The sequence below is a fragment of the Solirubrobacter soli DSM 22325 genome, from assembly GCF_000423665.1.
Classification (GTDB): domain Bacteria; phylum Actinomycetota; class Thermoleophilia; order Solirubrobacterales; family Solirubrobacteraceae; genus Solirubrobacter; species Solirubrobacter soli.
Window position 1 is genome coordinate 102,446 of record NZ_AUIK01000020.1, and the last position, 20,840, is coordinate 123,285.

21 protein-coding genes are annotated in these 20,840 nt (G+C 71.7%); 6 read left to right on the forward strand and 15 right to left on the reverse strand.

Annotated features, from left to right (window positions below; translation table 11 throughout):
* Positions 1 to 11 precede the first annotated feature (11 nt).
* The gene (locus tag G569_RS57950) at positions 12 to 506 is read left to right on the forward strand and encodes a DUF4232 domain-containing protein (RefSeq protein ID WP_053226358.1); all 495 of its coding nucleotides are present in this window, start codon (positions 12 to 14) and stop codon (positions 504 to 506) included.
* 130 nt (positions 507 to 636) lie between these two features.
* On the opposite strand, the gene G569_RS0114330 is transcribed toward G569_RS57950, so the two are convergent.
* The 6 genes from G569_RS0114330 to G569_RS48395 form a co-directional block, all read right to left on the reverse strand.
* On the reverse strand, positions 637 to 2,808 hold the full coding sequence (locus G569_RS0114330) for a hypothetical protein (RefSeq protein WP_028063910.1): 2,172 nt from the start codon (positions 2,806 to 2,808) through the stop codon (positions 637 to 639).
* Between the two features lie 156 nt (positions 2,809 to 2,964).
* The gene (locus G569_RS62590) at positions 2,965 to 3,120 is read right to left on the reverse strand and encodes a hypothetical protein (RefSeq protein ID WP_157592037.1); all 156 of its coding nucleotides are present in this window, start codon (positions 3,118 to 3,120) and stop codon (positions 2,965 to 2,967) included.
* 173 nt (positions 3,121 to 3,293) lie between these two features.
* Positions 3,294 to 4,136 carry an efflux permease Rv1217c-related protein gene (locus G569_RS0114340; RefSeq protein WP_028063911.1) on the reverse strand — a complete coding sequence of 281 codons (843 nt, stop codon included), beginning with the start codon at positions 4,134 to 4,136 and terminating at the stop codon, positions 3,294 to 3,296.
* Positions 4,133 to 5,023 carry an ABC transporter ATP-binding protein gene (locus G569_RS0114345; RefSeq protein WP_028063912.1) on the reverse strand — a complete coding sequence of 297 codons (891 nt, stop codon included), beginning with the start codon at positions 5,021 to 5,023 and terminating at the stop codon, positions 4,133 to 4,135. The genes G569_RS0114340 and G569_RS0114345 overlap by 4 nt, the downstream gene beginning before the upstream one ends.
* 75 nt (positions 5,024 to 5,098) lie before the next feature.
* On the reverse strand, positions 5,099 to 6,007 hold the full coding sequence (locus tag G569_RS0114350) for a lysylphosphatidylglycerol synthase domain-containing protein (protein ID WP_028063913.1): 909 nt from the start codon (positions 6,005 to 6,007) through the stop codon (positions 5,099 to 5,101).
* Complete coding sequence (locus G569_RS48395; RefSeq protein WP_053226359.1) at positions 6,004 to 6,633, reverse strand: glycerophosphodiester phosphodiesterase; 630 nt, start codon at positions 6,631 to 6,633, stop codon at positions 6,004 to 6,006. The genes G569_RS0114350 and G569_RS48395 overlap by 4 nt, the downstream gene beginning before the upstream one ends.
* 159 nt (positions 6,634 to 6,792) lie before the next feature.
* On the opposite strand from G569_RS48395, the gene G569_RS0114360 reads away from it, so the two are divergent.
* Complete coding sequence (locus tag G569_RS0114360) at positions 6,793 to 7,683, forward strand: universal stress protein (protein WP_245602490.1); 891 nt, start codon at positions 6,793 to 6,795, stop codon at positions 7,681 to 7,683.
* A 6-nt stretch (positions 7,684 to 7,689) separates the two neighbouring features.
* Positions 7,690 to 9,687, forward strand: a complete 1,998-nt coding sequence (locus G569_RS64585) for a PKD domain-containing protein (protein WP_028063915.1) — start codon at positions 7,690 to 7,692, stop codon at positions 9,685 to 9,687.
* A 3-nt stretch (positions 9,688 to 9,690) separates the two neighbouring features.
* Here the strand turns inward: G569_RS64585 and G569_RS57955 are convergent, their stop codons facing one another.
* Both G569_RS57955 and G569_RS57960 read right to left on the reverse strand, forming a co-directional pair.
* Positions 9,691 to 9,918 carry a protein kinase family protein gene (locus tag G569_RS57955; RefSeq protein WP_053226360.1) on the reverse strand — a complete coding sequence of 76 codons (228 nt, stop codon included), beginning with the start codon at positions 9,916 to 9,918 and terminating at the stop codon, positions 9,691 to 9,693.
* A 12-nt stretch (positions 9,919 to 9,930) separates the two neighbouring features.
* A complete protein-coding gene (locus G569_RS57960; protein ID WP_053226361.1) occupies positions 9,931 to 10,974 on the reverse strand; it encodes a protein kinase domain-containing protein in 1,044 nt (347 codons plus the stop codon).
* 150 nt (positions 10,975 to 11,124) lie between these two features.
* Between G569_RS57960 and G569_RS0114375 the strand changes: the two genes are divergently transcribed.
* The gene (locus tag G569_RS0114375) at positions 11,125 to 11,679 is read left to right on the forward strand and encodes a hypothetical protein (RefSeq protein ID WP_028063916.1); all 555 of its coding nucleotides are present in this window, start codon (positions 11,125 to 11,127) and stop codon (positions 11,677 to 11,679) included.
* A gap of 71 nt (positions 11,680 to 11,750) precedes the next feature.
* On the opposite strand, the gene G569_RS0114380 is transcribed toward G569_RS0114375, so the two are convergent.
* Both G569_RS0114380 and G569_RS48405 read right to left on the reverse strand, forming a co-directional pair.
* The gene (locus G569_RS0114380) at positions 11,751 to 12,446 is read right to left on the reverse strand and encodes a VIT1/CCC1 transporter family protein (RefSeq protein WP_028063917.1); all 696 of its coding nucleotides are present in this window, start codon (positions 12,444 to 12,446) and stop codon (positions 11,751 to 11,753) included.
* 96 nt (positions 12,447 to 12,542) lie between these two features.
* Positions 12,543 to 12,992, reverse strand: a complete 450-nt coding sequence (locus G569_RS48405) for a hypothetical protein (RefSeq protein ID WP_157592039.1) — start codon at positions 12,990 to 12,992, stop codon at positions 12,543 to 12,545.
* Between the two features lie 90 nt (positions 12,993 to 13,082).
* On the opposite strand from G569_RS48405, the gene G569_RS0114390 reads away from it, so the two are divergent.
* Positions 13,083 to 13,736: a response regulator transcription factor gene (locus G569_RS0114390; RefSeq protein ID WP_028063918.1), complete on the forward strand. Its 654-nt coding sequence runs from the start codon at positions 13,083 to 13,085 to the stop codon at positions 13,734 to 13,736.
* Positions 13,736 to 14,959: a HAMP domain-containing sensor histidine kinase gene (locus tag G569_RS0114395; protein WP_028063919.1), complete on the forward strand. Its 1,224-nt coding sequence runs from the start codon at positions 13,736 to 13,738 to the stop codon at positions 14,957 to 14,959. Before G569_RS0114390 ends, G569_RS0114395 begins: the two co-directional genes overlap by 1 nt.
* A gap of 41 nt (positions 14,960 to 15,000) precedes the next feature.
* Here G569_RS0114395 and G569_RS0114400 read toward each other — a convergent pair whose 3' ends face one another.
* From G569_RS0114400 to G569_RS0114420, 5 genes are all read right to left on the reverse strand, one after another.
* A complete protein-coding gene (locus tag G569_RS0114400; RefSeq protein ID WP_157592040.1) occupies positions 15,001 to 16,539 on the reverse strand; it encodes a hypothetical protein in 1,539 nt (512 codons plus the stop codon).
* Between the two features lie 4 nt (positions 16,540 to 16,543).
* Positions 16,544 to 16,978: a cation transporting ATPase C-terminal domain-containing protein gene (locus G569_RS0114405; protein ID WP_084284942.1), complete on the reverse strand. Its 435-nt coding sequence runs from the start codon at positions 16,976 to 16,978 to the stop codon at positions 16,544 to 16,546.
* A gap of 3 nt (positions 16,979 to 16,981) precedes the next feature.
* On the reverse strand, positions 16,982 to 18,028 hold the full coding sequence (locus G569_RS0114410; protein WP_028063922.1) for an FAD-dependent oxidoreductase: 1,047 nt from the start codon (positions 18,026 to 18,028) through the stop codon (positions 16,982 to 16,984).
* A 65-nt stretch (positions 18,029 to 18,093) separates the two neighbouring features.
* Complete coding sequence (locus G569_RS0114415; protein WP_028063923.1) at positions 18,094 to 19,581, reverse strand: GAF domain-containing sensor histidine kinase; 1,488 nt, start codon at positions 19,579 to 19,581, stop codon at positions 18,094 to 18,096.
* Between the two features lie 3 nt (positions 19,582 to 19,584).
* Complete coding sequence (locus G569_RS0114420) at positions 19,585 to 20,772, reverse strand: FAD-dependent oxidoreductase (RefSeq protein ID WP_028063924.1); 1,188 nt, start codon at positions 20,770 to 20,772, stop codon at positions 19,585 to 19,587.
* Positions 20,773 to 20,840 lie beyond the last annotated feature (68 nt).

A 20,840-nucleotide genomic window follows, 5' to 3' on the forward strand; every position in this document is an offset into this window, starting at 1 on the left:
AAGGGCATCCGATGCGCACAAAGCTGATTCTCCCTGCCGCCGTCTGTGCGATCGGCGCGATGGCGGCGGCCTGGTCGAGCGGCGCCCGCGGGGCGGCTGTCCAGCGCTGCACGGCGAGGGGCCTCGCAGGCGCGATCATCGACGTCCAGGGTGCCGCGGGCTCGAGCTACGCGCGCATCGTTCTCGTGAACACCTCGAATGGTCCGTGCTTTCTCAAGGGCTTCGTCGGCGGCCGGCTGTACACCGCGGACAATCACGCGCTCACCACCACGGTTCGACGAGATCACACGCACAAAGCGCGCCGCGTGAACCTGCGTCCGGGCGCCGCCGCCGCGTTGCAGCTGCGCTGGAGCAACGTGCCGAGCGACAACACGCCCTGCCCAACCGCGGAATGGCTCCGAATCACGCCCCCGGACGACACGAAGACGCTTCGGGTCTACTTCGGAACGGCAGCCTGCCGCGGAGATCTGGAGGTCCGTCCCGTCGTCGATGCTCGCAACGTGTGAGCAGCGCCGACGGCGCTGACGTGCCCTCGCGCCCTGCCGGCCATCGTCGCGTCCACGCCCGCGCCCTGAGCCTCGGAGTTCCGGACTTCCCGCGGATGACGGGCCGGCGTCCTTCGGCTCGCCGGCCGGATCAGCGTGGACACGCCGGGCAACGGAGCGTCCCCGGCCGGAGCTCGGCGACGGCCGTCGCGGTGGCCTGGCCGCCGAGGACGTCCCGGAAGTGCGCCGTCACGTGGACGCGCAGCGGAGCGTGGCGACGCAGCTTCGTGAGGCCGTCGCGGGTCAGGGCGACACCGACGAGTTGCCGGCCGATGCGCGGTACGTCGACGGTCTCCTGGGCGATCGTCGACCCGCCCGCTGTCACCGTGATCGCCGCGAGGCCCGGACCGGAGCTGTCCAGACGCAGCGTGACCCGAGGCGGGATCGCGATCGTCGCGGTCCAAGTGACGTCGACGCGGGTGTCGGCGACGGCGGCTCGCAGCGTGGTCGTCGGTGCGGTGGGTGCGCCGAAGCGCGGGTCCGGCTGGAGGCCGTGGTCGACGACCAGGATGGCGGGTTCGTTGAGCACGGCGTCTTCCTCGCCGGCAGGGGCGGCGATCGACACGGCGCCGGTCATGACGATGCGGCCGCCGGGGGCTGCGAACGTCGCGGCGGCGGTGAAGGCCGTCTGGTCGACGGGAGGCTGCGAGGTGACGAAGAGGTCCGCGGTGCCGCTCGCGCGGCCGCCCCCGAACAGCGGCCTCGCGGTCACCGGGACCCCGACGCTGCCGTCCGCGCCCATCGAGATCGCGCTGATGCGGGTGACCGGCGCGACGAACGGGGTGCTCTGGACGCCGACGAAAAGCTCGTCGCCGCCGGGCAGGGACAGGAGCGCTCCCGCCGGCACCAGGTAGTCGCCTGTGGGGGCGACCGGAAGTGTCGCGACGACCGAACCGGCGACGCCGGAGCGAGCGATCCGCTCAACCTGCATGGCGCCGTTGCTGCGGGTGAGGAGGTCGAGCGTGCCGTCTGGGCGCTCGACGGGGGCGTCATCCACGAACCCGCTCAGCGGGACCGGCGCACCGCCGTTGAAGCTCGTGTCCGGGCTGCCATCGGGGTGTAGCACCGCGAGCTCGGGGGTGTTGCCCGCGTAGCCTGTGGTGGCGACGCTGCCGTCGGCCCGAAATGTGGCGCTGCTGCCGGTGCCCTCGCTCGTCGACACGACGGTGACGCCACCCGTGCCGAACCCGAGATCTGGGGTTCCATCGGGGTGCAGGTGCTCCACGGCCCAGCGATAATGGGCGGGCGTCACGAGCCGGCCGCCCTGCACGACGGGCGGCGTTCCGGTCATGCCGGCGATGACGATGTCCCCGTCGGGCCCGATCGTGACGGAAGCGCACTGCCCACACCCGAACGCGAGCTGTGACCGTGCCAGCCCACCGGCGCCGAACGACCCGTCCAAGGCACCACCGGCGGTGAGCGCGATCAGGTCGAGCGACGCACCCGCCTGAGGCGTCACCCCGGGCACGGCGACGGCCAGCAGGAGACGCCCATCTGGGCGCACGCGAAGGGTGAACCCGCTCGCCAACGGTGCGAACGTGACGGGAAGATGCACCGTCCCGTCCAAGCCGAACGACCGGTCCTCGCGCCCGTCAGGCTCCAGACGGATGAGCCCGACGCCGGAGACTTCACGCCGCGCGAGCACGAGCCGGCCGTCCGGCTGCGCGACACCAGCGAGGAACGGACCCGAGTTCGATTGAGAGCCAGGGGCCTCGCGGTCCTGCGGATAGACGACGCGGCCCGGAGCCTTCAGGGTGGCCGGTGCTGGGGCCACCGAAGTGAACTCGATGACCACCCGCTTCACTCGTGTCCGCGGCGTGAAGCGGTCCACCACGAACGCGGTCCGCACGCTGCGGCCCTGGTATCGCCCCGCGATCACGTAAGCGCGCCCGAGCGCCGGGTCGCGGCGCGGTCGCAGCCGGCTGCCGAACCGATGGCGGATCTTGACCAAGGCACCGCGAGTGAACACCGACTCGCCGCCGGACAGGCGCCATTCCGGTCCGCGCGATCTGATCGACATCCGATCGATGAGACCGTCACCGGCAGCCTCATGAAGGGTCAAGACGCCCGCCGAATCGGTGTAGCTCAAGGTCGACGCGCTCTCGGTCGTCGGCAACCCCAGGGCCAGCAGGACCTCTGCCCGCCCCATGCCCAACGTCGCGCCGCCGGCACCGCGCCCGATGTCGATCGTGCCCGCCGACGCGGGGGCGGCGAGCAGCAGCGTCGCGGCTGACGTGGCGAGCGCTTGACGTAACCGGAGCACCCACGAATCGTGCCCGTCCGCCGCGCCGGCGTCATCCGCAATTCGCCGCGAAGACGATCGCAGGAAACCCCCCGGTCTCGGCGTCGTGTCGCGATACCACGGCGCCGGGGAAGGCTCTCTGAGTCTGCATGCGCCGGGGCGCGGTCGCAGGATCTCTCAGCGTGAAGCGCGCGGGCGCGCGAAGAACGCGACGACCGCGGTGAAGAACGCGATGAAGCCGAGCACCAGCGCGGCGGGTCCGAGGGCGATGCCGACGACGATGACGACGGGCAGCGCCAGCACGGCAGCCAGCATCCCCACAACGATGGTCAATAGGACCTTCACGATGTTCACCTCCTCGCTCGTGTGGAACGTAGCCCTCGCAGGCGCCGGGGTCATCGGTACATGCGCGTCGCTTCGCTTCGGGCTACCACGGTCATGCCGGTCGCGCGATCCGTAGTCCGCCTCGCACCCGTCCAACGGCCTACCGCCTCGATCTCAAAGGGTTAGAGGACGTCGCGCCGCTCGAAGAGCATGGCTCCGGCGACCGCGAGGATCAGCGCGACGAGCAGGATGCCGCAGAACGCGACCGGGTCGATGCCGTTCTGGATCGCCGAGCCGTAGTACTTGAAGGCGGAGACCGCGCGCATCGGGTCCAGGGGCGAAGCGAGCTTGCCGACCAGGTCGAGGACGTACATCCCGATCAGCGTTCCGGCCGCGACCGCGGTCACCGGAGACCCCGAATGGAGTCGGCCTGAGGCGAGCACGGCGAGGCCTGCGAAGAGCATGGCGAGCGGCCACACGTTCGCGAAGCCGCGGGCCAGCACGGCCATGGAGGGGTCGGCACCGACGAGGGTCCCCGCGAGCCATGTCGTGACGGTCACCATCGCGAGCACGCCGGCGGTGACCGCCCCGGCCACGATGACGGCGCCGGCGACGAGCGTCCGGCGGGCGACGGGCGCGGTGAGGATGATGTCGAGATAGCCGCGCTCCTCGGCGCCTGTGAGTGTGCGGACGACTGTGCGGATCGCGAGGAAGGCGACCGCGAGGGGCACGATGAAGCTCAACATCTCGGCGTCCACATACGCCTCGACGCTCGTGATGGACGTGATGTTGAATGCCTGCTTGAGCTGGGCCGGGTAACTGTCCATGAGCGTGCTCATCGAGTCCTCGATCGTCGGCCAGACGGCGGCCATCAGCGCGCCCATCACGCCCAAGGGCGCGCCCCAGCTCAGGACGGTGCGCCGGCCGTCGCGCAGGCCGCGGCGGACGACGGCCCGCAATGAGGCGCCGCGACCGGGCGGACGGGCGACGACGGGCTCGGCGCGGTCTGGCAGCGTGGCGGTCACTGCAAGCTCCCGTAGTAGGTGAGGAAGACCTCCTCGAGCGTCGGTCGCGCGAGCTCGATGTCGGTCACGGTGTGACGCGCGGCGGCCTTGATGATCGGGTCGAGATCGCCGGTGGCCTTGAAGGAGATCGTTCGCCCGCTCGCATCGAGGTCGGTGACGCCTCCGAGCCGGCGGAACTCGTCGGGGTCGATCGCCGAGGCGAACTCGAGCGTCACGTGCCGGTAGGCGCGGCCGGTGATGTCGGCGACATGCTCGACGGCCGCGAGGCGGCCGGCGCGGATGATGCCGACGCGGTCGCAGGCTCGCTCGACCTCGTCGAGGTCGTGCGAGGAGAGAAACACGGTCCGGCCGCGATCGCGCTCGTCACCCACGAAATCGAGGAAGGCTTCCTGCATCAACGGGTCCAGCCCGCTCGTCGGCTCGTCGAGCACGAGCAGCTCGGGGTCATGGAACGCGGCCTGCACGAGACCGATCTTCTGACGGTTGCCGCGCGAGAGCTGCCCGAGCGGGCGGTCGAGGTCAGCCTGGAAGCGCTGCGCAAGCTCGTCGGCCCGCCCGAGACCGGCGACGCCTCGCAGGTCTGCGAGAAAGGTCAGCAGCTCGCGGCCTGTGACGCGCGGGTCATAGGCGAAGTCGCCGGGAAGGTTGCCGAGGCGGGCATGGATGGCTTCGCGATCGCGCCGGCTGTCCAGACCGAAGACACGTGCAGCGCCGCTGGTCGGATGCAGCAGGTCGAGGACGGTCCGGATCGTCGTCGTCTTGCCGGCGCCGTTCGGCCCGAGGAAACCGAACACCTCCCCTCCTTGCACAGCCATCGAGACGTCCTCGATGCCACGCGAGGCGCCGTAGCTCTTGGTCAGGTGCTCGAGCTCGATCACTGCGGTCACGATGCCCCGATCGTGCCGCCGCCGCCTCGGCCCGGCATCCGTCGTTCCCCGCGGAGCGTCCACGGGAAGTACGCATCAAGCGCGGGCGCCGGCGAACGCCGAGCGCACCGCCCGGACCGGACGGACGCTGCGACACACGGTCATCGCCGCCGCCAGGCCGATGGCGGCGTTGACCACGGTCACGCTCGCCTGCATCGCGAGGGAGAAGGACACGACGGCCGCGGCGGACGCGGTCTTGCTCAGCGCCACCGCGAGGAGCACCTGTTGCGTGCCCGCGCCGCCGGGGGTCAGCGGGATCACGGTCGACGCGCCGCCGACGACCATCACGAGTGCGGCCACGGCGACCGTGGCGGGGAGGCCGAACGCCGCCAGGAGGCACAGGACCACGCACACCCTGCAGCACCACGCGGCCAGCTGCGGCAAGGCGACGGCGACGAGATACCGCGCCGGCGTCCGCAGCACCGCGCCGCCCTGTCGCAACCGGGCGGCGAGCGCCCGCAGGCGACCTCGGAACAGGAACCCGGCGACCGTCACGACGAGGATCACCGCGGCGATGATCGGCGCCGCGGTCGTCACCCGACCGACACCCGCTCCGAGATCCAGTGGCACGGCGCCTGTCAGTCCCACCGTCAACACCAGCAGCGTGCCGATCACGAGATCGAGGGCGACGAGCACCGACAGCGTGGCGGCGATCGTGGTGAACGTGGAGCCCGGGATCGCCGTGCGGACGAGCCCGACCTTGACCGCGTCACCCCCGCGGGCCGGTGTCACGGCGTTCAGTGCGACGCCGGCGGCATAGCCGGACAGCACCGGCAGCAGCCGCACGCGCTCTCTGGGGTAGGCCGCGGCGAGCACGCCCCGCCAGGCGACCGAGCGCAGGACGTGGTTGGCGAGGTGGGCGAGCAGCGCGAGCACCGCTAGGCGCAGGTCGGCGCCGGCGAGCCGGTTGCCGACCTCGTCGAGCATGCGCAACGCCGCGTTCACGCGATCGCCTCCGCGAGGGTCTCGAACTCGGACGTCGTGACCCCGTGGACGCCCAAGCGGCCGAGCCGCAATGCCTCCTCGGGGGTCTCGACCGGCCATGAGACGATCAGCTCCGCTCGCCTGCGCAGCTCGGCGGCGACGTGCTCGTCCAGCAGCCGCCGGTGGATCGAGACCCCCGACAGCCGCCGGCCGGCGAACCGGCGCCGCAGCGCCCGCAACTGGCGGCGGCTGCCGACGGAGTGGACGACCCGGACGCGCGCGTCGGCCTCGAACGCTTCCAGCAGCCGCCACGACCGGGAGCACACGACGATCTCATCCACCCCGGCGTGGACCGCCAGCTCGGCGAGCACCGCGCGGGCCAGGCGCCGGCGGAAGCCCTTGAGGTCGAGCATCAGCACGGTGTCGCGCCCGGCGGCGACCAGGAGGTCCGCCAGCTCGAGCCGCGGCGTGCGGGGCGACGCGATGTACCAGCGATCCCACAGGATCGGTCCCACCGCCTTCAGATGTCGCACCTCGAGCCGGCCGCGGCGGAGGTGCACGTCGGCCTCGACGAAGCGCGCCCGGCCGGCGCGGCGGAGCTGTGCGAGGTCGTTGCCGGCGCGATGGGCGACGATGAACGGCGGCATCGTTCCGACTGTATTCGCCGGAAGGGGCGATTTTCGCGAGTCGCGCGACGACGCGGAGAACTACGGATGGCAACGGCGGGGGAACGCGGTTGGCGGGCGTTCCCCCGCCGACGAAACTTGGGGTCGATCACCCGGCGCAAGGAGTCCATCGTGCCCACCATGCTCATCGGTGTCGACGCCACCAGCCGCTCTGAGGACGCCATCGCGTTCGCACGGCAACTCGCGCCGGCCACAACGGGCGACGTCGTCGTCGCCACGATCATCCCGCGATCCGCCGAACTCGGATCCCCTGCGCGTCATGCAGCGCACGAGACGGTCAACCGCATGAGCGGCCTGCTCGCCGGCGTCGAGTTGCAGCGCGTCCACACGGCAGTGATCGCCGAGCGCAGTGCGCCACAAGGTCTGCACCTGCTGGCGGCGGCCGAGTCCGCATCGCTGGTCGTCGTCGGCTCCACGCACACCGGTCCGCTCGGTCGCGTCCGTCCTGGCAGCACGTCGGAGCGGCTGCTCGCCGGCGCGCCCTGCGCCGTGGCGGTCGTCCCGCTCGGGTACCGGACGGGGTCCGACCCGCCGATCAGCCGGATCGGCGTCGCCTACGACGGCTCCGCCGAGGCCAAGAACGCGCTCGACCTCGGGGTCACCGCGGCCCGAGCGCTCGGGGCCGCGCTCGACATCATCTCCGTCGTCCCTTCGGACGTCTACGGCGCGCCCGCCCTGATGGCCGGCCCGAGCTACATCGTGGTCGCCTCGGACGTGGTGGCGGACATCCGCGCGGATCTCGACGCCGCCAAGGCCGGGCTTCCGTCCGACGTGCCGACGCGAGGGATCGTGCTCGAAGGCCGCCCCTGGCGCGAGCTGGCGGAAGCGAGCGAGAAGCTCGACCTGCTGATCGTCGGCTCGCGCGGGTACGGGCCGCTCCACGCCGTCATTCTCGGCGGGACGAGCGGACCGCTGATGCGCGAGGCACACTGCCCGGTCGTAGCGCTGCCGCGCGGGGCCGGGAGCGATCTCGCCGAGCTCTTCGCGTCGCAAACGGCGACGACAGCCTGAACCACGGTGCTCCCGGAGTGTCGGAAGGGCAACGCGCGGCGCGCGATCGTCGCGTTGAGCGTCGCCGTCGCGTCGTTCGCGGTGACGGCTCCGGCGTCGGCCGCGCCGCAATGGCTCGCGCCGGTCGACCTAGCGGGCCCATCCGCCACCTACATGGGCGGCGATCTCGCGGTCGCGGCCGACGGCAGCACGCTCGTCGTCTTCACCGAGATCATCGACGGCTTCTCGCGCGTCCGCGCCCGGCTGCGCCGCCCGGGTGGTGGCTTTGGAGACACCTTCGAGCTGAGCCCGCCCGGCCGCCGCGCCGACAGTCCTAGCGTGGCAGCCGATCGGCAGGGCAACTTCACCGTGGCGTGGACCGTGCTCGGGACCCCCGGCGGCGTGCAGGCCGCGCGGCTCCCGGCGGGCTCGAACGCATTCGAGGCGACCCAGACCGTCTCTTCGGCATCGGAGTGCCTGCCGTTCCCGAACGTCGTCGCCGTTGGCGCGAACGGGACCGCCGTGATCGTGTTCAAGACCCGGGGCTGCGTCAGCTCGGCGCACAGCTTCCTGAAGGCGGCGATCCGGACGGGCGCACAAGGCCGCTTCGACGAGCCGACGACGATCTCCGCGGCCGATCCGAGCGATTACAGCGTCGCGGTCGATGACGGCGGCGACGCGATCGCCGTCTGGGCGCGAAGGTTCTCCGCGGACGCCATCGTCGTTGAGGCAGCGGAGCGGCCGGCCGGGCTCGCGTTCCAGCCGGCGCACACGCTCTCCAGCGAGTCCTCCGGAGAAACGAGCTTCAGCCCTGCGATCGGGATGGCGCCGGATGGTCGCGCGCTCGTGCTCTGGAACCATCGGATCGGGTCCGGCCCGTACGAGGTTCAGTATCGCGAGCGCGGGCCCGATGGCGTCTGGACGGGCACGCCAGAGGTCGCCTCACGACCCGGCGAGCAAGCGCGGGATGCCGAGGTCGCGGTCGCGCCCGACGGAGCGGCGGTCGCGACCTGGAGGGTGACCGACGCCGGCGCCGACGTCCTCCGGATCGGCGTGCACCCGCCCGGCGGTGCCTTCACGGACTTCGCTCCGACCGCGAGCGCGATCGGGGGGATGCGGCCCGTCGCCGGCAATCGAGCGGGCGACATCATGGTCGGGTGGCAGAGCGCCGACTTCATCTTCGTCGTGCGCCGGCCCGCGGGCGGGGTCTTCGGCGGCCCCGAGAAAGTGGCGCCCAGCTCATCCCTCACCCCCGATCTGGACACCTCCTTGTCGCTCCTCGACCTCGCCGTCGACGACGAGGGGAACGCCACCGCGCTGTCGAGGAGGTGGACGAGCACACGAGGGACGAGCTTCTACGGCCTGGAGACGGCGACGTTCGACGCCGCGCCACCGCGACTCGATGCCGTCACCGTGCCCAGCAGTGGCTCGGCGGGTGCAGCCATCGGGATGGCGGCAACGGCGTCTGACCGAGTCTCGACGCCCGCGATCGCGTGGGCCTTCGGCGACGGTGCCCGCGCCGCCGGACCGACCGTGTCCCACACCTACCCCGTCCCCGGCACCTACACGGTCACGATCACCGCCACGGACGTTGTGGGCAACAGCGCGAGCGTCGAGCGTCCGATCGTGATCACACGGGCGCCCCCACCGCGGGTCGTCTCTCCTGTCTCGGCGCGGTGGGGGTTCCGGCGCGGACGCGTCTACCTGCTGCGACTCCGCGTAGATGCCGTGCCCGTCGGCGCCACGGCGCAACTGCGCTGCGCGGGCCACGGGTGCCCGTTCAGGCGGATGAGTTCGAGCAGGGTCCGCGACCGCGCGATCGTGCTGTTCAAGGACCTCGTGCTGCGCAAGGCGGTCGCCGTCAAGCACCGCCGGCTGCGCCCCGGTCAACGCCTGGAGCTGCGGATCACGGCACCCGGCCACGTCGGCGAGGTCGTGCGGTACCGGCTCAGACGCGGCAAGGTCCCCGTCACCAGCGTCCTGTGCCTGCCACCCGGGGCGGCCACGCCGCAGACGACGTGCTGACCGTCAACCTGCCAGGGCGACTCGGGTCTGCCCGGCGAACGCGCCGGCGGTGGACGGGCGATCGGCGGGATCCTTGGCCATCGCCGCGGAGATCGCCGCCACAAGGCGTTCCGGCAGGTCGGGCCGGACGGACTGGAGGTCAGGGACAGGTTCGTACACGTGCGCCCACAGGTTGTCGAGGTCGCTCTCGTGGTCGAAGGGCAAGTGGCCCGTGAGTGAGTGGAAGAGCACGCACGCGAGCGACTACACGTCGGCTCGTGCGTCGACCGACCGCCCGCGGGCCTGCTCGGGGGCCATGTAGTCCGGCGTGCCGATGGCCAATCCGGTACCGGTCAGCTCCGCACCCGCCGCGCGGTGCTTGCTCACGCCGAAGTCCGTGAGGTACGCGCGCTCTTCGGCGGCGCGCTGCCGGATCAGGATGTTCGCGGGTTTGACGTCGCGATGCACGAGCCCTGACGAGTGCGCTTCGTCGAGCGCGCCCGCGACCTGTTCGACGAGCGCGACCGCGCGCGGCGGCTCGAGCGCGCCCTGGGAGCGCAGCAGTGCACGGAGGTCCGTGCCCTCGATGAACCGCATCGTGACGTAGAGCCGTCCTCGTTCCTCGCCTGCGTGGAACACCGTCACGAGGTTCGGGTGGTCGAGCGATGCCGCCAGGCGGCACTCGCGCTCGAACCGCGCGCGGAAGACGTCGTCGCGCGCGTGCGCCGGCGCGATCAGCTTGAGCGCGACGCGCCGGTCGAGCGCGAGGTCCGTCGCCGCGTAGACGACGCCCATGCCGCCCTGGCCCGCGATGGCGTCGATCCGGTGCCCGGCGAACTCGGCGCCGATGCTCAGGTGCTCGTCGTCCGTCGCGGTCAAGAGCCGGGCTCCGAGCGTGGGATCGACGTAGCTGCGGCCGTTCGCGGCCGCCCGCACCGCATCCACGAGCGACGACTCGGCGCCTTCCTTGAGCACGTAGCCACGGGCGCCCGCCGCCAACGCCGCCCGCGCCATCGAGGGATCGTCCTCCATGGTCAGCACCACCACGGCGCTGCCCGGAGCCAGTGCGAGGAATCGGTCGATCGCCGAGATCGTCGGCGTGCCCGGCATGTTGAGGTCGAGCACGACCACGGCCGGCCGCAGGTCGCGAGTGCGATGGAGCGCGGTCTCGACGTCCGAGGCTTCGGCGACCACGGTGAGGCCGGGTTCCGCGTCAAGCACCATCCGCAGGCCGTGGCGGACCATCGTGTGGTCGTCGGCGAGCACGATCTCGATCCGCTCACGGTCGCCGGAGGACGGGTGCGACATAGCAGTGCCGATTGAATCGCATCGCGAGGTTCTGCTCTCGGAGTCGCGGGTTTCCCGCAGTGAATCGGCGCCGTTCTGCGGAAGTCCGGAGCGCCGATCCGGGATGAAATGGCCGCAGTCACCAACCACCGCAGCCAAGGAGCAAGGGAAATGCGCAAGCTCTTCCAGTACGGCGGGATCGCCGCCAGCATCGTGCTGATCGCCTTCGGGATCGGCGCCATCTACATGGGCATCGACGGACGCAGTTATGTCCGCGACAACCTCGCCGCCGAACACATCGTCGGCACCCCCGACTCCACGATCCCCGGCCAGAAAGTCGACACCGGCACCGAGGCCCAGGCCTTCGCCAAAGTCATGCGCAAGCACACCCTCGAAGCCACCGGCGGCCAGACCTACGCCCAGATGGGCCGCTTCCTGGACAACAACGGCAAGCCCACCAACGACGAGAACGCCGCCGCCATCGACCCCAAGACCAAGCAGCCCGTCGAAAACGGCCTGCGCAACATGTGGGTCAACGAGACCGCGCTGACCACCGCCCTGAACACCGCCTACTTCGCCGAACAGGTCGCCACCTTCGCCATCGTCATGGGCATCGCCCTGCTGCTCGCCGGCATCGGCTTCGGCATCCTCAGCCTCAACGCCCTGCCCGCCACCAACCGCAAGGAGGAACGCGCCCCGGCCATGGCTGCGGTGCCTGCCGCCTGAGCGCCACCCGTCACACCTCCCTGCAGGACCCGCCGCCCCGACCCAACAACCGGGGCGGCGGTGGTATGTCGCTAGACCACGCCGCCCACCAGGCTGCCGATGCCATAGGTCACCGCCATGGCCGCCGCGCCCCAGCACAGGACCCTGACGGCGGCGGCCTTCGGCGGCGCGCCACCGAGCCGCGCGCCGGTGGCACCGAGCAGGCTCAACGCGACGAGCGTGACGACCACGATCGCGGCCGCGCGGACGTCAGGGGGCGCGAGCGCGGCCGCGGCCAACGGGAGGATTGCCCCTGAGGAGAAGGCGGCAGCGGAGGACCACGCCGCCTGCAGCGGGCGGGCGCGGCGGTCTTCCTCGAGGCCGAGCTCGTCCCGCGAGTGCGCTGCGAGCGCGTCCCGCTGGGTCAAAGCCACGGCGACCTCTTCGGCGAGCGCGTCGGGCAGCCCGCGCGCGCGGTAGATGTTCGCGAGCTCGCGCAGCTCGCCGTCCGGGTCGCTCGCGAGCTCGCGCCGCTCCAACTGCAGGTCCGCCTCCTCGGCGTCGCGCTGTGAGCTGACCGAGACGAACTCCCCGGCCGCCATGGAGAGGGCGCCGGCGACCAGGCCCGCGATCCCAGCGGTGACGATCTCGCTGCTCGAACCGCCCGCGCCGACGACGCCGAGAACCAGACCTGCCGTCGAGACGATGCCGTCGTTGGCGCCCAGCACCGCGGCACGGAGCCAGTTCGAACGTGTGCTGAGGTGTCGCTCGCGGTGGCGTGCAGGCACGACGATCAACCTATGGCATGTCCGCCTCTGGCCGCTGTGCGCCGAGTGTTTCAGGGGTCTCGATCGGCAGGCAATGGTTCCGGCGAAGGCCGAGGCTCAGCGAGCGCCGGCGATCGCCACGCGAGTGCGGCGGGCGAGCATCGTCACCGGTCGCAGCGCGGCGAGCGCGTAGCCGGCGACGGCGATCACGGCGCCTTCGACGAACAGGGCGGCGAGCCCGAGCGGCTCGCTCCAGTTGCCGATGTCCCCGTGGGCCTGCGGCAGGCCGACCGTGCGGGTCAGGACGAAGCCCACGATCGCCGAGGCGGGCAAGGCGATCGCGGCGAGCCAGGCCTCGCGAGCGTGACTGTGCAGGAGCGTCGCGGCGGCAGCCAGGCAGGCGATCATGAGGCCGACGTACATCCAGCCCATGTAGGGCGTCTCCTGGAACTTGCCGAGCGAGTCGAGCAGGTGGATCAGCGCGATGCCGGCGAGGCCGATGGCGGCCACGGAGCGCGTGACGATCTCGCGTGCCAGCCCGGCGGGGTGGTCTATGGAGGGGTGCATGGGCAGAGTGTCGGATCCGGTGAGCAACGGATCGGCACGCGAACGGCAAAGGTTTGGTCAAGGTCTCCGATTGCGGCCTAGGATCAGGTCGTGACCCGTGTGCTGCTCGTCGAGGACGACCATGACATCGCCGAGCCGCTTGCGCGAGCGCTCGGGCGCGAGGGGTACGAGGTCAGTTCCGCCGGCGACGGTCGGGTGGCGCTCCAGCAGGTATTGGACGCGCCTCCGGACCTGATCATCCTCGATATCGGGCTCCCAGGCATGGACGGATTGGACGTCTGCCGCCACGTGCGCGAGGTTCGCCCGCAGGTGCCGATCCTGATGCTCACCGCCCGCGACGGCGAGCTCGAGACCGTCGCAGGGCTGGACGCCGGCGCCGATGACTACGTGACCAAGCCGTTCCGGCTCTCGGAGCTGCTCGCCCGCATACGGGCGATGTTGCGTCGTACGGCGCCGCCCGAGTTGCTCGCGAGCGACGTCCGCATCGATGAAGCATCGCGGCAGGCGTGGCGAGGCGACCGCCTGTTGGACCTCTCGCCGAAGGAGTTCGACCTGCTCGCGCTGCTGGTGCGCGAAGCGGGCACGGTCGTCACCCGCGAACGGATCATGGACGAGGTCTGGGACGTGAACTGGTTCGGCTCGACCAAGACCCTCGACATGCACATGTCCTGGTTGCGCAAGAAGCTCGGCGACCCGCCGCTGATCGCGACCGTGCGGCGCGTCGGGTTCCGCTTCGAGCGCTGATGCGCCGGCGGCTGATCGCCACCACGGCGCTGATCGCGCTCGTGGCGACGCTCGTCCTCGGGATCCCGCTCGGACTCGTCGAGAGTTCCCGCGCGCGCGGCGACGCGCTCAGCCGGCTCGAGCGCGAGGCCGACGACATCGCCGCCGCCGTCGACGATCGCGCGGCCAAAGGGCTCACCGCCGCCGCGCTCGCCCCGTGGCTGCGCGCAGGACATGCCGCCGACGTCGTCTCCGGCACGACACGGATCAGGGTCGGGCGGATACCGGTGGGTGGCGTCCTCTCCGCCCGCTCCGGCGCGACCCAGGGCGTTCGCGTCACCGTCTACGCCTCCGCCGCCGAGGTCACCCGCCGACGCCGCCAGATCTGGCTGCTCGTCGGCGGTCTCGCCCTGGCCGGCACCGCCGCCGCCGTCGCACTCGCGGTGCTGCAGGCGCGCCGCTTCACCCGCCCGCTCGACCGCCTCGTCGCCACCTCCGGCCGGCTCGGCCAGGGCGACTTCTCCGCCCGCACCGGCCACCTCGACCTCCCCGAGTTCGACCGCGTCGCCACCGCACTCGACGCCGCCGCCGTCCAGATCGCCCAGCTCGTCGGCCGCCAGCGCGAGTTCACCGCCAACGTCTCCCACCAGTTGCGCACCCCGCTGACCGCCATGCGCCTGCGCCTCGACGAGCTCAGCACCCTCCAAGACCCCGCCGCCGCCCGCGACGAGCTCGACGCCACCCTGCGCGTCGCCGACCGCCTCGAGCGCACCGTGACCGAACTGCTCGCCCTCGCCCGCGCCGGCGACATCGGTCGCCCGACCGATGTCGATCTTGCGAGCGTCGCTCGCGATCACACGGCGACCTGGAAGCCCGTGTACGCACGTGCAGGCCGCACGCTGGTCCTCGAGGCAACGGTCCCGCTGCCCGCCCGCGTCAGCCCCGGCGGTGTCGCGCAAGCGCTCGACGTCCTGCTCGAGAACGCCCTCCACCACGGATCCGGGACCACACGGCTGCAAGCGACCGTGACCAACGGGCGCAACGTGCTCACCATCGAGGACGAGGGTGCGGGTGTCCCCGTCGCACTGGAGACGGCGATCTTCGAGCGCAACGTCTCGACCGCCGGCTCGACCGGCCTCGGGCTCTCGCTGGCACGCGCTCTCGTCGAAGCCGACGGCGGCCGTCTGATCCTCGTCCGCCCTCGCCCGGCGCGCTTCGAGATCATCCTTCCGCCGCGCTCCTGACGATCAGCCGGCGCGCTGCCCACACGCGAAGAGGGTGAACTTCAACTCGGGCGCGTGGCCGCGGCGGCCGGCTCCAGGCAGCCCGACCCGCGGCGTGCCCGCAACAGCGCGATCCGCATCCCATCGACGCGCTGGCGGGCCGAGAACACGCCCCCGCAGTACGGCTTGCCCACCGTCCCGTGCTCGTCGAAGTCGGTGAGCACCAGGCCGCAATCGAGACGCCGCGTGCCGCGGATGGCACAGCGTCCGAGCTCGCTCTCGACGCCCCCGCCTGGATCGCCGACACCGCTCCGCTCAGCCTGCTCACGGATCAGCCTGCGGGCTCGCGCGAAGTCGAGGCGTCGCCGCGTACTCACGGCCAAGCGGGCCGTGGCGGTACTCGCCCCGTTCTGGACCTGCATGGTGACCCGCAGATCTCCGCGCGGCGGCCGCGCCGGGAGGGGCACGCTTCCGCGGCCGCGCTCGACCGGGAAGGTCACGTAGTCCAGCATCGCGTCTCCTCGTTGGATCCAGAGACGCGCTTGGCCGGCGATCGACGAGCGGTAGCTGACCCGGCCGCGCGCCAGCGAGCTGAACGTCGCCCGGGTGAGCGCAACGGCCGAGCGGCGCGGAAGTCTCCTGGTCGCCAACCGGAGCAGTCCGCTCTCTGGATTCGTCTCGGCCCGGTCGAGGTCCGCGATCCAGCGCCCGCGGCGCACGCTCGCCCACGCCGCGAACCGGCCGCGAAGGAACGGTGCGGTTCTGTCGACGAACACGAAGCCGCCACTGGGCAGGCCGGCCAGAGCCACCGGAGCGATCAGTGCGCGGCTCAGCGCCCCTCCGTCACCGATGCCTGGCCCGGGCGTCACCGAGACGTAGGGCTGTACCCGAAGCCGCTGGTCCACCCGGAGGAGCCGGTCTCCGGTCGCGAGGAGCACGTCACCACCGGGCAATGCCAGGATGTCGCCGCTGACCCCGTCTTCGAAGCGGCCGCGGAACCGACCTCCGGCCGAGCGGATGGCCAGACCGTCGTAGCCCGTCAGCAACGCGAGTCCACCGCCGTCCAACTCCGCGACGCCTTCGCCACCGCCACGATGAAGCGTCTCGATGGTGCCGCCGTCGTGGTCCAGCACCCAGGACAGGTACGTTCCGCCCACGAGGACCCTTCCACCCGACATGTGCGAGACCCGCTCGGCCTGCGCGGCGTTCAGGGCCGGCGCGTGCGCGGGCGGGGGCGTGAACACGAGTTGCCACGTCGTCATGCCGGCCGGAAGCCGGAAGAGCTGTCCCGTGGACACAGCCAGCAGCGAGCCGTCAGGCTCGGCGTCGATGTCCTCGGCGCGTGCGACCAATGCCGGCAGGCGGTGGAGGAGACCGTCAGCGTCGACCGCCCACGGCTGACCTGACTCGAGGAAGACGACCGTCCCGTCGGCCTCGACGGTCACCGCGGTCGGCTCCAGCCATGATTGCGCCGCCAGCATCCCTTCAACAGGGCCTCCGGTGCCGCCCCCACCAACGGTGAACACCACATCCTCGGCAGACGCCGGCGCGGCGCAGCCGAGCACCGCGCAGGCGACGAAGATCACAGCTGCCGCGCGCACCCCGTCACCGCCTCGCGCGCACCCGCCATCGGCGCAGCTCGTCGACGCCCCACACGATGAACGGGAACGTCGTGAGCACCGCCAGGTCGCCGAGCCCGAGCGCCCGCGTACCGAACACCGACTGCGGCGGCGGGGGGTAGATCAGCGCCGCCGCGAAGACGAGCTCGAAGGCGATACCCCAGAGCAACAGCGGGTTGCTGGTGAACCCGATCGCACGCGACGAGGACCGTTCGACGCGCGAGGCGAACGCGGTGCCGACCTGGCAGGCGACGATCCCCGCGAAGGTCATCGTCGTCGCGCGCAGCCAGTCGTCGTGGAGCGGCAAGCCGGCGCTCGTGTCGTCGCCGGGATGCCAACCGGCGCGGAGCAGCGTGAAGGTCAGCGAGAACGCGCTCTGGCGGCTCGGCCTCCAGGAGCTCGACGGACGTCTGTTCGGTATCCATCAGACGGGCTGTGACGCCGTCTGTGCCCAGCGCGCGAGGTACGGGCCGAGGTGGGCGCCGGGAAGCTTGTCCGGTCCCTGTCCGCCGTTGAGGAGCAGCGGGTCGCCTTTGCCGGTGTGCAGCGTCGCGCGAAGCTCGGGCTCGAACCGCTTGGGTGTGGTGGCATGGCCGTACAGCGCGGCGACGGACTGGGCGGCGATGTCGGCCTGCTGGCACGCGATCTCGCCCTGCTTGACCGGAAAGTCCGTCGCATCGCCGATGGCGTACGTCCCCCGCAACCCGACGACATGCCCGAAGCTGTCGACCGGGATCAGGCCGTACAGGGTTGTCGTGGGCACGCCCGCAATCTCCGGCCCACGGACGAGCGGCACGGAGACGACCCGGTCGACCGTGAGTGGGTCGAACCGTTGGCCGCCGCCGGCGAACTCGATGCCGGCTTGTTCGAGCGCCGCAGCCACAGCGTCGCTGGCGGCCGCGCCGAACCGCTCGAGCGGGCGGTCCTCGGGGGTGAAGAGCGAGACCGAGACCGCGTCATGTCCGTTCGCGGTGAGCAACGCGGCCTCGTAGACCGGGAGGGTCCAGCCGGCGCGCGAGGGGATGACGAAACCGACACGCCGTACGTCGCCGGACTCGATCTCATCACGCAGGTGGCGGAAGCCTTCCGCGCCCGCGGCGTCTCCGAGATGGATGGCATCGTCGAAGGTGGGGAGGGTCCTCGCTCCCAGCGCCAGGACGAGCGTGTCGTAGCCCAACGCGTCACCGGTCCGATCGATGATCCGGCGGTGGTCGTGATCCACCGCGCGCACGGCGGCGGTCACGAGCGAGAACCCCAGCTCGCTCGCGAACTGGCTCAACGGGCGCCGCCAATAGCGGCCGACACCGAGCGGGGCGGCGACGAGTGCCGGTCGCAGGACGAAGTCGGGATCGGGCGCGACGACGGTGAGCTGGATGGCATCACCCGCCAGTGCCCGCAGCGCGAGGACGAACTCGAGCGCGGCGACGCCGCCACCGGCGACGACGACCTGAGGCTGTCGATTGCGGGTCATGATCCGACCGTACGCCGCACGATCTGACCCGCCATCGGCGCAACGCCGCGCTCCGATGTGGCGGACTACGGAGCCGGAATCGCCGCCGAGACCGTCGTCCCGTCGGCTGATGAGGCGATCTCGAGGTCGCCGCGCAGCATTGCTACGCGTTCGCGCATCCCGGCCAGGCCGAACCCGTCCGCCGGACGCTCAGGATCGAAGCCGTGGCCGTCGTCGGTCACGCGCAGGCGCACGACGCCCGAGTCATCGCCGATGGCGATCGCGACCCTGGTCGCGTGGGCGTGCCGGATCGCGTTGCCCAGCGCTTCTTGGACGATGCGATAGATCGCCGTCTCCAGGTCCGGCGCGTAGCGCTCCGGCGGCAGGCGCACGGTCGCATGCACGTCGACGGCCTCCCGCTCGGTGGCGCGGGTGACGAGGCCTTCGATGGCGGCGGCGAGCCCCAGATCGTCGAGTGCCGCGGGCCGCAGCTCGCGGATCAGCCCACGCAGGCTGTCGATCTCGCCTTCGATCCGCACGACCGCGTCGCGGACCGCGCTGTGCAACCGGCCGGGATCATCGATCCGCGACGCGGCGACGAGCAGCATCCGCAGTCCGCCGAGACCTTGCAAGGTGTCGTCGTGGAGCTCGCGCGCCCAGCGCTTGCGTTCGTTCTCGGCCGCGTCCATCGCGTCGTGCACGCGTTGCTCCTCCACGCTGCGGGCCGTGGCGACGGCGGTCGCGGCGCTGGCGGCGAACGCCTGCAGCAGTGCCGCGTCGTCGGGGTCCGAGTGTGCGCCGAAGGCGACCAGCATCCCGAGCGTCCGGCCGTGGTAGAGCAACGGCACGAGCGTGCCGCCGGCTGCGGCGAGGCCGAACGGATCGCGGAGCGCGGCGGGGACCTCGCCTGCTTCGGCCGCCGCGACCATCCCGCTCGCCTCGCGCAGGAAGATCACGAGGCCGCGCGCCTCGAGGATCCCGCAGCCGCGCTCGACGATCAACCGCAGGATCCGGTTCAGATCGGTCTCGCCGCCGAGGGCGCGAGCGATCGCGGTCGTGGCCTCGAGGCGGCGTACGAGCCCCTCGAGCTGTACGCGCCGGCGCTCGCTCTCCTTCAGGTTGCGGGCGTTGTCGATCGCGGTCGCGGCCCACTCCGCCAGCGCGACGACGGCATCCTGGTCCGCGAGCGTGAACGGCTCGCCGTCCGCTTTGTCGCAGAGGTAGAGGTTGCCCCACGCCTCGTCGTGCAACATCACGGGCACGCCGAGGAAGCTCTCCATCGGTGGATGGCCCGGCGGGAAGCCCGCGGACGCTGGATGGTCGCGGACCGCGTCGACGCGCACCGGGTGGGGATTCGCGATGACGGCGCCGAGAAGGCCCGCGCCGTGGGGCGGCGCACCGATCGCCCGGCGCTCCGCTTCCGTGACGCCGTGGGTCACGAAGCGCTCGAGTCCCGATCGGTGCTCGTCGAGGATGCCCAGCGCGGCGTAGCGCGCGCCGGTCATCTCGGCCGCCGCCGCGAGAAGGCGGTGCAGGACCTCCTCGACTTCGATGTCGGTTGCGACCGCGGTCATGGCTCAGTGAAGGTGCAGGACCTCGACGCTGCGGCTTCCGGCGTCGCCGATGTCGACGTTGACCGGCATTCCGGGAGCGCGGCCGGTCTCTTCGTCGAGCGCTTCCAGGTAGCCGGCGAGCTCGCGTCCGGCGATCTTGGTCGGCGGCCACCACAGTGCACGGCCGGCCACGTCGTCGCCCGCGGCGGGATCGTGGCGGAGGAATCGTGCCCAGCGCTCGGTCAGCAGCATGCCGCGCAGCACCGGTTTGAACGGCTCGGCGTCGACCTGGGCCCCGGCGCGGCGCGCGACGTCGGCGGCCACGGCGTCCGCCTGCTGGCAGGCGATGCCGCCCTGCTTGATCGCGAACGCGGTGATGTCGCCCGCGGCGTAGACGTCGTCGACGCCTTCGACGCGACCGTGCTCGTCGGTGACGAGGAAGCCTTCGGCGTTCGCCGGGAGGCCTGGGATCGCCGGGCCTTCGAGTCGAGGCAGCGTGACCAGGCGGTCGACGTCGATCTGCTCGCCGGTCGCGGTCAGACGGATCCGGCCGTGCGTCATCAGCTCGATGTCGGTTCCGACGTGCACCCTCACGCCGGCCTCGCCGAGCAGCTTTGCCACTTCCGCGGAGGCCTTGCTGCCGAAGATCGCCAACGGCGCCGTCTCGGGCGTGACGACGTGCACCTCGAGCGTCGCGCACATCTCATACGCGCGTTCCGCGAGCATCAGCGCCAGCTCGTACAGCGGCAGCGGCCACGTGCTCCCGGATGGGACGACGAACGCGAGACGCTTCAGATATCCCTCTTCGACGTCCTGCACGATGCCGTGGAGACGTTCCTGATCCGTCGGCGACCCCGTGAACATCGTCGCCGTCTTGAACGGCTCGACCGGGCGGGCGCCTGACGCCATCAGCAGCATGTCGTAGGCCAGCCGTTCACCTTCGGTCGTCACGACCTCGCGCGCCGTCGCGTCGACGCGCGCCAGCCGGCCGCGGAAGTGCTCGAAGCCGGCGTCGGTCGCGATGCGCTTGAGCGGGTAGGTCGGCGCGCCGCCGGCGGCGAACGGCGACAGCACGCTCAGAGGGCGGTAGGTGAGGTTCAGCTCGGGTGCGAGGAGCGTCGTCGTGACGCGATCGCCGGCCAGCCGGCTCAAGGCGAGGGCGGCTTCCAGCGCGGCGGGTCCGCCACCGGCGATCAGGACGTTGGTGGGCATGGTGCAACGCTAGGTGCCCGCAGCGCTTGATTCGTCCGGGACAAGCGCGGTTCATGTGTGCGGGAAAC